The following is a 12359-nucleotide window of genomic DNA, read 5'->3' as shown; positions in this document are numbered from 1 at the left end:
CCACGACGAGTGCGTTCAGGCGAATGCTGCAAAAGGGGAGCCCCGCCGCAATCGACCAACATGAAACAAGGGGTGATTGCGTCATGCCTGAAGCAATTCAAGGGTCTTCTAAGAAAGGGAACATGACATCGGGCCGTGCCTGGGCGGTCGTCGCGGTGGTGTTCCTCGCGGGTTTCTGCATGCCGGCGAACATGGGCAAGACCATGTGGTTGGCGCCTCTGGTCATGGAGTCTTACGGGTTCGGACCGGATATCCTCGGATGGGTCAACGGGGTGTTCTACATCCTGGGAGCGCTTATCGCGTTCCCCGCGGCATCGTTCGTGCGCCGGATCGGCGTTAGAAGCTCCGTCGTCATCGCCATGGCCTGTGCCGTCGTCGGCAACCTGATCGGCTTGCTTTCGGGCACTTCGGTCATGGTGCTCATGGCGTCTCGAATCGTGGAGGGCGCGGGCTTCGGCCTCATGGGCGTCATCGGCGTCACCGCCATCACGCCGTGGTTCCCCAAGGGGCGGCGAGGCCTGCCCTTGGGCGTGTGGGGCATGTGGGTCGCTGCGGCCAACGCCATAACCCCGATGCTCGACGCGGCCATCGCCGAGGCCACGGGGAGCTATCTGAGCGTCTGGCAGTTCCTCCTCGTTTTCGACGTTATCGTGCTCGTCTTGTTCCTGGTGATCTACCGTGATCCGTCGGAGCCCTACATCGATGCGGCCGAGAAGGCCGGCGAAGTGAAGTTCTCGTACAAGGAGCTGTTCAGCAACAAGGTCGTGTGGGTGCTCGCCTTCGTGTTCTTCGTCGAGGAGGGGGCGTTCATCGCGAGCCAGGGCTTCCTTTCGTCCTACGTGACCACCAGCATCGACGCGCCGCTGATGGTGGGCACCGCCCTGGTCAGCGCGGGCGCTATCTGGGGAGCGTGCTTCAGCCCCATCGCCGGCAAGATTTCCGACGCCATAGGGTCGCGGCGCAAGGTGCTGATATTCTGCATGGCCAGCGCCGTGCTGTTCGGCTTGCTCGTGTTCTGGGTCACCGACCTGCGCGTGTACGTTCTCGTCATCGTCCTCAACGGTTTCACGGGCGGCGGCGTGGCGGCCATGCTGTGGGCGTCCAGCTCCGAGGTCGTGCCCTCCCATCTCATCTCCGGGGCCACGGCGGCGCTCGCCTGCAGCCAGAGCACGGGCATGTTCCTCGGCTCGATGTTCATGGGCAACGTCATCAACGCCGTGGGCTACACAATGGCCGGCTGGTGCGTGCTGGTTCCGTGCTTCGCCATCGGCCTTCTGGCCGTGATCTTCGGCTTGCGCGGAAAGTTGAAGTAGGGAACGCGAGAGGTTCTCGCTGCAGCGAAGGACTCCGACGGGAGGGTTTGGCCTTGCAAGGGCCTGCCCGCCTGCCGGAGTCCTTCGGTCTTGCGTCCCAAAAGCTCGACGCACGGCATTGCGGATCTTCGATCGGGCAAGCGCATTGGGGCCCGTGGCGCCAGGGCGCGTCCGGCCGGCGGCTTGGTCGGCCTCGAACGCGCCTACTTGTTCAGCCGCTCCTCCACGATGCTTATGAGCTCGTCACGCGAGTGAATCCCCAGCTTCTGGTATATGTTGAAGGAGTGGGTCTTGACGGTGGCGCTTCCAATATGGAGCTCTTCCGCAATGGCTATGTTGCTCTTCCCCCGTGCGAAATAGGACAGCACCTCCTCCTCTCGCTTCGAGAGGGCGAACGAACGCGCGATATCGCGGCAGGCGTCCTTGAGGAGCACGAGGGATTCTGACTCCTCCGTAAAGCTCTCCGCACGAGGGGCCTCTTCGTCGGGTTCAGTGCGGAACGCGAGCGCGATGTCTTCGACGTTTCGCCTTATCGCGTCAAGCGTCCTTGTTGCTTTGTAGCAGAGCAGGGCTAGTGCAATGCAGGAAGCAAGCAGCATCAATTCCAAAACGAACATGGGAGCCTCCTTGGAGATGGCGAATTGTTGATGCCGAAAGCGCAGACGACCCGCGTGTGCCCGGTGCGAAGCGATGGGGTTTCAACCGTTGCAGCATGAATGCCAAAGAATGGCCAAGACCTCTGGATTTTACCAAAAATCAAGGCTTCCCACAACGCGGCGCCGATAACTTAGGGGGATATCTCGATGTCGATTCCAAGTGAGGCGGCGCAAAGGGCTGTCCATGGCAAACCACCGTTGACCTCCTGCTGCTCGGTCAGGGTCGAGGATTAAAAGAAGGTTATTTCCTAGGATGGAATTGCCTGTTCGCCCAGCGGGTGGGAGAAAGCGGTTTCAGACGCCATGCGAAAGGGCCGCCTAGGCGGCCCTTTCAGCGAAGTGCGGATTCCTGTCGGCGGGCTGGGAGGGGAGGGAGGGTGCGCGCAAGCGCATATCCGCCCGCCGGCCGGGAAGCGAACCTAAGCGAAGTCGAGCTCGCCGATGGTCGTGTCCTTGGCGCACGCCTCGCCGACCAGCTGGCCGAACGTCACGCAGCGGCCATGGCTGACGCCGGGGCAGTGCACCGGGTAGTCCTTGCCGAAGAAGTCGCCCTGCACGTTGCCGATGGCGAACAGGCCGCCAATAGGCTCGTCCTCGGCGGTGAGCACCTGGGAATCGGCGTTCACGTGCAGGCCGAAGGGGATGGTGAGCGTCGAGCACACGTTCTTCGTGGCGTAGAACGGCGGGGTCTTCACCGGCGCGAGCCACTGCGCGGGCACGTTGAAGTCGACGTCCTCGCCGGCTTCGGCCATGCTGTTGTAGCGCTCCACGGTGGCCTTGAGGGCGTCGGCGGGCACGTCGATCTGCTTGGCCAGATCGTCAAGCGTGTCGGCCTTCACCAGCTTGCCGTTGCCCAGCCACTTCTCCATCACGGCGTCCAAGCCGTCCATGAAGCGGTCGAAGCGCTCGGGCTGCTGCTGCATGAGGTAGGTTTCGTAGTCCGCGTCGAAGACGGACCACGCCACGTTGCCCGGGGTGTTCATGCGGGCGTTCGTCAGCATGGGCTCGAAGGGCATCTCGGCGCCGTAGCGCTCGCCGTTGGCGTTCACGGCGAGCCAGCTCATGATGAACGAGGTCAGGTTGAACTCGAGCGTGTCCAGCGTGAACTGGTGGATCATCGGAGCGGCTTCGCTCTTCGACATGGCGGCGCCGGCCCACATGCCCATGAGCAGGCCGTCGCCGTTGTTGAACCCGGCCGGCGCGTAGCAGTTGGAGTCCGAGCGGTTCGAGATGGGGCAGAACGCGTCGACCATCTCCTGGTTGCCGCCGATGTCGCCCGTGGCCAGGATCACGCCTTTCTTGGCGTTGTACTGCACGTGCTTGCCGTCCTTCGTGGTGACGACGACGCCGGTGACGCCGCTTGCCGCGTCGCCCACCAGCTGCTCGGCGCGCGCCTCGAACACGAACTCGGCGCCGTTGTCCACGGCCGAGTTGTACACGAGCTCGCCCAGCGTCACGTTGACGGGCTGGCCGTCGTCGCGGGCGTCGTACTTCTCGCCGCCGCGCACGAACGACACGGCGTCGGGGTAGACGCGCCACTGGTCGGGCAGCGTGGCCCAGTTGCCGTACTTGGCGGTGCCGGACAGCGCGGGCACCATGCTCACGCCGTTCTTGGAGCCCAGGTCCTCGATGTAGTCGAACACCTCGCCGGAGCGCGACGCCCACACGTAGATAAGGTCGTAGTTCGTGGTCTGGTGCGACGCCTGGTGCAGGAAGCGGGCTGCGACGCGGGGGTCGAGGTCGAAGCCGTTCTCCTTGTGGAACTTGCTGCCGATGTGGCCCACGTCCACGCCGCGCACGGAGAACGTGGTGTTGCGCTCGATGACCACCGTCTTCGCGCCGTTGCGGGCTGCGGCTTCGGCGGCGTTGATGCCCGCGAGGCCCGCGCCCACGACGACCACGTCGAAGTCCTGCGTTTCGGCCACGTCGGCGATGGCGGCGGGCGCCACCTCCCACGTGTGCTTGCCGGTCGCCGCTTCGCCCGACGCGCTGGGCGCCTGCTCCTTGGAGCTGGACGGGCTGCAGCCCGGCAGCGCCACCGCGGCCGCCGCCACGGCGCCCGTGGCGAACGCGCCCTTCAAAAAGCTCCTGCGATTGATATCCATGACGATATCCCCTTCCCTTGGTACCCTCAGGTCCCCCGTGGGCCGCGCATTGCCGAACGCGCCGCACGGGACGCGCGGGGCTCGTGCCCGCACGGTTCCATCATGCGGGCGGCAGGGAAAGGGGCGCAACGCGCGAAAGACCGTATTTTCGGAAATCAGGCGACTTCCGTGACGGCGTCGCCGTCATCACGCGAATCGGGTGACATGCGTCCTGCCGGGGGAAACACGGCGTCGATGAACTGCTGGCGGTCGTGCACCTCGGCCTTCTGGTAGATGTGGCGCACGTGCGTGCCCACCGTGTTCTCCGATATCCTCAGGCGCTCCGCGATCCATGGCTGCGTGCGCCCGTACGCCAGCAGCGCGGCTATCTCGCGCTCGCGGGCCGTCAGGCCGAACGCCTCGAAGCGCTCGTCGAGCAGCTCCTGCTGGCCGCGCGGGTCGCCCTCCGTCGCCAAGGGCACTCGGCCGAACAGCGTCCATATGTCCTCGCTGCTCAGCAGGAGCACGGTGGCGATGACCACGAGGTAGCCCACCGCCGTCGTCTCCGCGGCCACGAACCCGCCCTCCAAGTCTCCGCTGCCCACGAGCGCGATGCCCGCGACGAAGCCCGCCACGGTGCACAGCACGCTCAGCAGGCGCATGAGGGCGATGGTCTTCAGGGGCTCGCGCGACTGCGCGTGGGCGATTTGAGAGAACGCCACCCAGATCAGCAGGTCGAACGCGGTGTAGCCGCTGATGATGATGGCGCCCGAAATCCAGAACAGGTCGCTGCCGTACAGGAAGGGCATCATCATGAACCCGGCGATCATGGCCAGAAGGCCCACCCGGTACACGGCGCTCGCGCGCCGCGCCGCCACCACGACGAGGGCGAACATGAGCACCGCCGCAACGCCGCGCACCACCTGCACCAGGATGCCGCTCGCCTCGTTGCCGGCGAACGACGAGAACGACACGAGGTGCTGCATGTAGCCGAAGCCGCCCATGACCAGCATCACGGCGCACAGAAGCGTCATGGTGGCGCCCAGGTGGGTCTTCAGGTGCGCGCGCACGCCCTTGGTCGCGCGCGGGGCGTCGTCCCGGGGCTGCGCGTAGGTGCGCAAGCCGGGCTCGAGCGAGACGAGAAGCGCCCCGGAGGCCAGCGGCAGCAGCGCGAAGAACACGGCCGACGCCTCGGGTATCATGAACAGAAGCGGCGCGTCGATGACGACGGCGCATGCGAACCCGCCCGCCACGTAGGGCGTGGCGCTGCGCGCGCCGTCGTGGCAGTACGCGGCGCCCCAGGCCATTTGGAACACGGCCATGAACGCGCCGCCGCACACGCCGCCCGCCACGAGGGGAGCCCATCCCAGGTTGAGGCCCGCCAACAGGAACAGCAGCGATCCCGCGGTGCCGAGCGCCGCCGCGGCCAGCGGCAGGCGCTTGCCGGCGAGCAGGCGGTTGACCGCGGTCGGCCTCCTCAGCGCCCATACGAACCCCGGCGCGCTCAGCCCGAACACGGCGGCCGCGGCCAGCTCCGACATGAGCCCGAAGCTCTCCGGCCGCACGAAGAACGCGCTCATGAACAGCGCGTCGAGCCATGCCCAGAAAAACGCCGACCCCACGATGATCCTGATGCCGGCCGTGCCGCGAACCCGATCCAGCAGTTTCATATGAAATTCCCTCCCTTGGCGGGGGATTATACCAGCAACCTTGTTCCTCTGCCGCGCCTATGGTTTCCGCAAGGCCTCCTGTCCGCCCCTCGAACTTGTGCTCAAGTTGTGTGCGCAAATCCACTCTTGATCCATGACCCCGAGGGGTTTATAATTCTCGGTTGCGTCTGGTCTTTGATAGATACACCCGGACGCGTGGTAAACCGGAGTCGCGTGTGCCAAGCCTCCCCAGGGCGCAGCGGCAATCGGAGCCCACGAAGCGACAAGGGATCTTTGGGGTACGGAGAGGCGTGCGAGCAAAGGTCCGAAGAAAGGACAGTAATGGGAGTCAAACAGTACAAGCCGACGAGCCCCGGCCGACGTTTCCAAACCGTCTCGGATTTTGCCGAGATCACGACGTCGAAGCCGGAGAAGTCCCTGCTTGCGCCGCTGTCGAACAAGGCGGGCCGTAACAACAACGGCCGCATCACGACGCGCCATCAGGGTGGCGGCAACAAGCGCCGCTACCGCATCATCGACTTCAAACGCCAGAAGGACGGCGTGCCCGCGAAGGTCGCTACCATCGAGTACGACCCGAACCGCAGCGCCCGCATCGCCCTTCTGCACTACGTCGACGGCGAAAAGCGCTACATCCTGCATCCGAAGGGCCTGCGCGTGGGCGACACCGTCATGAGCGGCGTCGAGGCCGACATCAAGCCGGGCAACGCGCTTCCGCTGGCCAACATCCCCGTCGGCACGCTCGTGCACGCCGTGGAGCTCCAGCCGGGCAAGGGCGCCGCTATCGCGCGTTCCGCCGGCACGAGCATCCAGCTCATGGGCAAGGAAGGCGACTACGCCATCCTGCGCATGCCGTCCTCCGAGATGCGCCGCGTGCTCATCACCTGCCGCGCCACGGTGGGCGAGGTCGGCAACGCCGAGCACGCCAACATCAAGATCGGCAAGGCCGGCCGCAACCGCTGGAAGGGCATCCGCCCCAGCGTCCGCGGCACCGTCATGAACCCGGTCGACCACCCGCACGGCGGCGGCGAGGGCAAGAACAAGTCCGCCGGTCGTCACCCGGTCACCCCGTGGGGCGTTCCCACGAAGGGCCATCGCACCCGCAACAAGAAGAAGGCGTCGAGCCGCTTGATCATCCGCCGTCGCAAGAAGTAGCGCGAGCTCTAAGGAGTAATAGTGAGTAGAAGTTTGAAAAAAGGTCCTTTCGTCGAACCGCGCCTTCTTGATCGCATCGAGAAGATGAATGCGGCGGGCGAGAAGAACGTCGTCAAGACCTGGTCTCGCTCGAGCACCATCTTCCCGGAGATGGTGGGCCACACCATCGCCGTGCACGATGGCCGCAAGCACGTGCCGGTCTACGTTACCGAATCCATGGTCGGCCACAAACTGGGCGAATTCGCCCCGACCCGCACGTTCAAGGGTCACTCCGCCGACAAGGGCAAGCGATAAGAAGGGGTGAAAACAATGGAAGCTAAAGCTGTAGCACGCTATGTCCGCGTTTCGCCCCGCAAGGCGCGCATCGTAGTAGACCTGGTCCGCGGCAAGTCCGTTATCCAGGCCCGCGAGATCCTCGCGTTCACGAACCGCGGTGTGGCGGAAGCCGTCGAGAAGACGCTGAACTCCGCCGTGGCCAACGCCGAGCACCAGCACCACGTGCGTCCGGAATCGCTCATCGTGAAGACGGCCTTCGTCGACGAGGGCCCCACGCTGAAGCGCATCCGTCCGCGCGCCAAGGGCTCCGCGTCGCGCATCCGCAAGCGCACGAGCCACATCACGATCATCGTTGCACCGCGAGAGGAGGCATAAGCCGTATGGGTCAGAAAGTTAGCCCCACCGGGTTCCGCCTTGGCATCACCGAAGATTGGCGCAGCCGTTGGTACTCCGACAAGGACTACGCCAAGAACCTGGAAAACGACTTGGCCATCAGGAAGTTCTTGGACAAGTACCTCGCCCGCGCCGCCGTCTCCAAGGTTGAGATCGAGCGCGCCGGCGACAAGATCAAGGTCATCATCACCACGGCCCGCCCGGGCGTCGTGATCGGCAAGAAGGGCGCCGAGATCGACTCGCTGCGCAAAAAGCTGGAGAAGGTTGCCAGCGGCCCGGTGTCCATCGAAGTCGTCGAGGTCAAGCGCCCCGAACTCGATGCCGCGCTCATCGCGCAGTCCGTGGCCGAGCAGCTCGAGGGCCGCGTGGCCTTCCGCCGCGCCATGCGCAAGGCGGTCCAGTCCGCCCGCAAGAGCGGTGCCAAGGGCATCCGCATCCAGTGCTCCGGCCGCCTGGGCGGCGCGGAGATGAGCCGTCGCGAGTGGTATCGCGAAGGCCGCGTGCCGCTGCATACGCTGCGCGCGAAGATCGACTACGGTTTCTGCACCGCCGCCACGACGATGGGCTCCATCGGCGTGCAGGTGTGGGTGTACCACGGCGAGATGCTCCCCGGCCAGAAGGCTCCGCAGCCGGCGCTCGAGGGCAGCTCCCGTCCGAACCGTTCCCGTCGCAACGACCGCAACGAGAGGGGGGCGAAGTAAATGCTCGTACCTAAGCGCGTCAAGCACCGCAAGGTGCAGCGTGGCTCCATGAAGGGCCAGGCAAAGGGCGGCACCCGGCTGAACCACGGCACGTGGGGCATCCAGGCGCTCGAAGCCCATTGGATCACGAACCGCCAGATCGAGGCCGCTCGTATCGCCATGACCCGCCACATGAAGCGCGGTGGCAAGGTGTGGATCACGATCTTCCCCGACAAGCCCATCACGCAGAAGCCGGCCGAAACCCGCATGGGTTCCGGCAAGGGCAACCCCGAGGCATGGGTCGCCGTCGTCAAGCCCGGCCGCATCATGTTCGAGATCGACGGCGTCGACGAGGAGACCGCCAGGGAGGCGCTCCGTCTCGCCGTTAACAAGTTGCCCATCAAGTGCAAGATTGTTTCCAAGGAAACGGAAGGGCAGGAGTAAATGAAAGCAGCAGAGATCCGTGAGCTTTCTGCCGACGATTTGCAGGCGAAACTCAAAGAAGCTCGCGCGGAGCTTTTCAATCTGCGCTTCCAGATGGCCACGAGCCAGCTCGACAACACCGCCCGCGTGGGTCAGGTCAAAAAGGACATCGCTCGCATCCAGACCGAGATGCGTGCCCGCGAGCTGAACGCCTAGAGCGCGGATAAGGAAGGTTATATACATGAGTGAAGATCGTAACTCCCGCAAGGTCCGCCAGGGCACCGTGGTGAGCGCCGTCAACGACAAGACGTGCGTCGTGCAGGTCAAGGAGCGCAAGCCGCACCCCGTGTACGGCAAGATGATGACCGTCACGAAGAAGTTCCACGCCCACGACGAGAAGAACGAGGCCGGCGTCGGCGACACGGTGCGCATCATGGAATGCCGCCCGCTGTCAAAAATGAAGCGCTGGCGTCTGATCGAGATCGTGGAAAAGGCCAAATAGCCTGCGTGTTCGCATGCATGCTCGTAAGAGGAAAGTTAGGTTACAGCAATGATTCAGATGCAAACCATGCTCGCAGTGGCCGACAACTCCGGCGCTCGCAAGGTGCAGTGCATCAAGGTCCTGGGCGGCTCCAAGCGCCGTTACGCGGGCCTCGGTGACGTGATCATCTGCAGCGTGAAGGAAGCGGCGCCCAACGGCAACGTCAAAAAGGGCGAAGTCGTGCGCTGCGTCGTCGTGCGCGTGAAGAAGGAAGTGCGTCGCCCCGACGGCAGCTACATCAAGTTCGACCAGAACGCCGCTGTGCTCATCAACAACGACGGCGCGCCGCGCGGCACCCGCATCTTCGGGCCCGTCGCACGCGAGCTGCGCGACAAGAAGTATATGAAGATCGTGTCTCTGGCACCGGAAACGCTGTAGGGGAGGTGTGCGTAATATGAACAGTATGAACATCAAAAAGGGCGACAAGGTCAAGGTCCTGTCCGGCAAGGACAAGGGCAAGGAGGGCGTCGTGCTGCGCGCGCTTCCGCAGAAGGAGCGCGTGGTGGTGGAGAAGGTCAACATGATCAAGAAGGCCATGCGCCCCACGCAGCAAAACCCGCAGGGCGGCATCTCCACGATCGAGGCGCCGATCCACGTGTCCAACGTCATGGTCATCTGCCCCGAGTGCAAGCAGCCCACGCGTACGGGCAAGAAGCGCGACGAGAACGGCAAGAAGATCCGCGTCTGCAAGAAGTGCGGCAAGGACATCGACAAGTAGTTCCGCCGATCTCCGATCGACGGAACGGGCCGACGCCGTAGCCGTTCCTGCTGACTTTTCAGCAACCTATGGCGTCGGATGAAGTACAATGACCCCTGCCGCTTCGGCGGCGAGGGACGCAGGGTCGGAAATCCTGCGTTTAATTCATCGAAAGGAACCGAAATGACCGCTCCTCGCTTGAAGGAACAGTACAAAACCGAGATCGTGCCGAAGCTCGAGCAGGAACTCGGCATCAAGAACATCAACGAGGTCCCGCGCCTCGAGAAGATCGTCGTGAACATGGGCGTGGGCGCTGCCGCCTCCGACTCGAAGCTGCTCGACGCCGCCATAGCCGATCTGCGCGTCATCACGGGCCAGCAGCCCTGCATCACGCGCGCCAAGAAGTCCATCGCCGGCTTCCACCTGCGCGAGGGCCAGGCCATCGGCTGCAAGGTCACGCTGCGCGGCGACCGCATGTGGGAGTTCCTGGACCGCCTGCTGGCCACGGCGCTGCCCCGCGTGCGCGACTTCCGCGGCATCTCGCCGAAGAGCTTCGACGGCCGCGGCAACTACACCATGGGCGTCACCGAGCAGCTGATCTTCCCGGAGATCGACTACGACAAGATCGACCGCACGCGCGGCATGGACATCACGGTCGTCACGACCGCGGACAACAACGAGGACGCCTTCGCGCTGCTGAGCGCCTTGGGCTTCCCCTTCAAGGACAAGTAACCGCTCGACCGCCAGGATTGCACTTGCACCCGCGCTCGCGCGCGGGTCGAGGATAGGAAAGAAGGAATTGCATGGCTAAGAAATCGATGATCGCCAAGGCGAAGCGCGAGCCCAAGTTCTCGACGCGCCAGCACAACCGCTGCACGCGTTGCGGACGCCCCCGCGCTTACTACCGCAAGTTCGGCCTGTGCCGCGTGTGCCTGCGCGAACTGGCCAACAAAGGCGAACTGCCCGGCGTGACCAAGTCTTCGTGGTAAGCCGCCAGACTCAAGTCACGTTCAAGGGTGTGCCCGCGTATCAGGCGGAGGCGTTATGGGCGCCGACGAACCGTGCGTGCGGCTCATCACGGACCAAAGGAGAACAGAACCATGACCATGACCGACCCCATCGCAGACATGCTTACGCGCGTGCGTAACGCTCATTCTGCCGGCAAGCCGACGGTTTCCATGCCGTCGAGCAAGAAGCTTGTCGAGATAGCCCGCATCATGCAGGAAGAGGGCTACATCCAGCGCTACGACGTCGTCGAGGGCGAGCCCCGCGCGACGCTCGAGATCGTGCTGAAGTACGGCGACAAGAAGGCCAAGACCATCCGCGGCATCAAGCGCATCTCGAAGCCCGGCCTGCGTATCTACGCCGGCAAGGACGAGCTGCCCCGCGTGCTCGGTGGCTTGGGCACCGCAATCATTTCGACGAGCCTCGGCGTGATGACCGACCGCGACGCCCGCAAAAAGGGCGTTGGCGGCGAGGTCATCGCGTACGTGTGGTAGGAAAGGGAGGTAGGTAGATATGTCTCGTATCGGCAAACAGCCCATCACCGTTCCTGCCGGCGTCGATGTGACCATCGACGGCAACACCGTGACGGTCAAGGGCCCGAAGGGCGAGCTCACCCGCAGCTTCCCCGAGATCATGATCATCAAGCGCGAGGGCGACGACGTCATCGTCGAGCGCCCGGACGACAGCCGCGAGGCCAAGGCTTATCACGGCCTCGTCCGCACGCTCATCGCGAACATGGTCGAGGGCACTTCGAACGGCTTCTCCAAGAAGCTCCAGCTCGTGGGCGTCGGCTACCGTGCCGCGCTCAAGGGCAAGGACCTGGAGATGCAGCTCGGCTTCTCGCACCCCGTGCTCGTGCAGGCACCGGAGAACATTACGTTCGAGGTCCCGAGCCAAACCGAGATCATCGTTTCCGGCCCCAGCAAAGAGCAGGTCGGCCAGGTGGCGGCGAACATCCGCAAGTGGCGCAAGCCGGAACCCTACAAGGGCAAGGGCATCCGCTACGAGGGCGAGCACGTCCGCCGCAAGCTGGGTAAGGCCGCCAAGAGCGACTAACGTATGAGCCTCTACACGGTTTGAGATCGAAGGGATAATCATGAACAAGCTTCAGAAAAAACAAGCCGGGTTGGCTCGTCGCCACCGTCGCGTGCGCGGCAAGGTGTCCGGCACGGCGGCTCGCCCGCGCCTGTGCGTTACGCGCAGCAACAGCAACATGTACGTTCAGCTCGTCGACGACGTCGCCCGCAAGACCATCTGCGGCGTGTCCACGCTCGGCGCCGACTTCAAGGCCACGGGCAAGAAGGGCGCGACGGTCGAGGGCGCTGCCGCCCTCGGCGAGATCGTGGGCAAGAAGGCGCAGGAAAACGGCGTCACGGAGGTCGTGTTCGACCGTGGCGGTCATCTGTATCACGGGCGCGTGCAGGCTCTGGCCGATGCGGCTCGCGAAGCCGGCCTGAAATTCTAGAAGG

At 64.4% G+C, this 12359-nt stretch carries 18 protein-coding genes; 15 read left to right on the top strand and 3 right to left on the bottom strand.

Features of this window, described 5'->3' with window-relative positions; genetic code table 11:
- Positions 1–122: 122 nt before the first annotated feature.
- Positions 123–1313: a nitrate/nitrite transporter gene (locus tag C1878_RS02580; RefSeq protein WP_158539672.1), complete on the top strand. Its 1191-nt coding sequence runs from the start codon at positions 123–125 to the stop codon at positions 1311–1313.
- 203 nt (positions 1314–1516) lie between these two features.
- On the opposite strand, the gene C1878_RS02575 is transcribed toward C1878_RS02580, so the two are convergent.
- The 3 genes from C1878_RS02575 to C1878_RS02565 all read right to left on the bottom strand — a co-directional run bounded on the left by C1878_RS02575 (position 1517) and on the right by C1878_RS02565 (position 5723).
- Complete coding sequence (locus tag C1878_RS02575) at positions 1517–1930, bottom strand: response regulator transcription factor (RefSeq protein WP_114600156.1); 414 nt, start codon at positions 1928–1930, stop codon at positions 1517–1519.
- A 458-nt stretch (positions 1931–2388) separates the two neighbouring features.
- Positions 2389–4074, bottom strand: coding sequence for an FAD-dependent oxidoreductase (locus C1878_RS02570; protein WP_114600155.1), 1686 nt, complete (start codon positions 4072–4074; stop codon positions 2389–2391).
- A gap of 155 nt (positions 4075–4229) precedes the next feature.
- Positions 4230–5723 (bottom strand): LuxR family transcriptional regulator, encoded by a 1494-nt coding sequence (locus C1878_RS02565; RefSeq protein ID WP_114600154.1) that lies wholly within the window; start codon positions 5721–5723, stop codon positions 4230–4232.
- A 321-nt stretch (positions 5724–6044) separates the two neighbouring features.
- Between C1878_RS02565 and rplB the strand changes: the two genes are divergently transcribed.
- The 14 genes from rplB (at position 6045) to rplR (ending at position 12355) form a co-directional block, all read left to right on the top strand.
- The gene (gene rplB / locus C1878_RS02560; RefSeq protein WP_114600153.1) at positions 6045–6875 is read left to right on the top strand and encodes a 50S ribosomal protein L2; all 831 of its coding nucleotides are present in this window, start codon (positions 6045–6047) and stop codon (positions 6873–6875) included.
- 21 nt (positions 6876–6896) lie between these two features.
- Positions 6897–7169: a 30S ribosomal protein S19 gene (gene rpsS, locus C1878_RS02555; RefSeq protein ID WP_041239448.1), complete on the top strand. Its 273-nt coding sequence runs from the start codon at positions 6897–6899 to the stop codon at positions 7167–7169.
- A 15-nt stretch (positions 7170–7184) separates the two neighbouring features.
- Positions 7185–7526: a 50S ribosomal protein L22 gene (gene rplV, locus C1878_RS02550; RefSeq protein WP_015539833.1), complete on the top strand. Its 342-nt coding sequence runs from the start codon at positions 7185–7187 to the stop codon at positions 7524–7526.
- 5 nt (positions 7527–7531) lie between these two features.
- On the top strand, positions 7532–8245 hold the full coding sequence (gene rpsC, locus C1878_RS02545) for a 30S ribosomal protein S3 (RefSeq protein WP_114600152.1): 714 nt from the start codon (positions 7532–7534) through the stop codon (positions 8243–8245).
- Positions 8246–8668: a 50S ribosomal protein L16 gene (rplP, locus tag C1878_RS02540; protein ID WP_114600151.1), complete on the top strand. Its 423-nt coding sequence runs from the start codon at positions 8246–8248 to the stop codon at positions 8666–8668. It begins immediately after the preceding gene.
- Positions 8669–8863: a 50S ribosomal protein L29 gene (gene rpmC / locus C1878_RS02535; protein WP_015539830.1), complete on the top strand. Its 195-nt coding sequence runs from the start codon at positions 8669–8671 to the stop codon at positions 8861–8863.
- 25 nt (positions 8864–8888) lie between these two features.
- Positions 8889–9149, top strand: coding sequence for a 30S ribosomal protein S17 (rpsQ, locus tag C1878_RS02530; protein WP_114600150.1), 261 nt, complete (start codon positions 8889–8891; stop codon positions 9147–9149).
- 48 nt (positions 9150–9197) lie between these two features.
- Complete coding sequence (gene rplN, locus C1878_RS02525; protein WP_015539828.1) at positions 9198–9566, top strand: 50S ribosomal protein L14; 369 nt, start codon at positions 9198–9200, stop codon at positions 9564–9566.
- Between the two features lie 25 nt (positions 9567–9591).
- Positions 9592–9906 (top strand): 50S ribosomal protein L24, encoded by a 315-nt coding sequence (gene rplX, locus C1878_RS02520; protein ID WP_199519284.1) that lies wholly within the window; start codon positions 9592–9594, stop codon positions 9904–9906.
- Positions 9907–10068: 162 nt separating this feature from the next.
- Positions 10069–10617 carry a 50S ribosomal protein L5 gene (rplE, locus tag C1878_RS02515; RefSeq protein WP_114600148.1) on the top strand — a complete coding sequence of 183 codons (549 nt, stop codon included), beginning with the start codon at positions 10069–10071 and terminating at the stop codon, positions 10615–10617.
- A gap of 71 nt (positions 10618–10688) precedes the next feature.
- Positions 10689–10874, top strand: coding sequence for a type Z 30S ribosomal protein S14 (locus C1878_RS02510; protein ID WP_041239446.1), 186 nt, complete (start codon positions 10689–10691; stop codon positions 10872–10874).
- 111 nt (positions 10875–10985) lie between these two features.
- Positions 10986–11384, top strand: a complete 399-nt coding sequence (gene rpsH, locus C1878_RS02505; protein WP_114600147.1) for a 30S ribosomal protein S8 — start codon at positions 10986–10988, stop codon at positions 11382–11384.
- Between the two features lie 19 nt (positions 11385–11403).
- Positions 11404–11946 (top strand): 50S ribosomal protein L6, encoded by a 543-nt coding sequence (gene rplF, locus C1878_RS02500; protein ID WP_114600146.1) that lies wholly within the window; start codon positions 11404–11406, stop codon positions 11944–11946.
- A gap of 40 nt (positions 11947–11986) precedes the next feature.
- Positions 11987–12355: a 50S ribosomal protein L18 gene (rplR, locus tag C1878_RS02495; RefSeq protein WP_114600145.1), complete on the top strand. Its 369-nt coding sequence runs from the start codon at positions 11987–11989 to the stop codon at positions 12353–12355.
- The last annotated feature ends 4 nt before the right edge of the window (positions 12356–12359 follow it).

The organism is Gordonibacter sp. 28C, from assembly GCF_003339845.1.
Classification (GTDB): Bacteria; Actinomycetota; Coriobacteriia; order Coriobacteriales; family Eggerthellaceae; genus Gordonibacter.
This window is presented reverse-complemented; position numbering and strand designations above follow the sequence as displayed.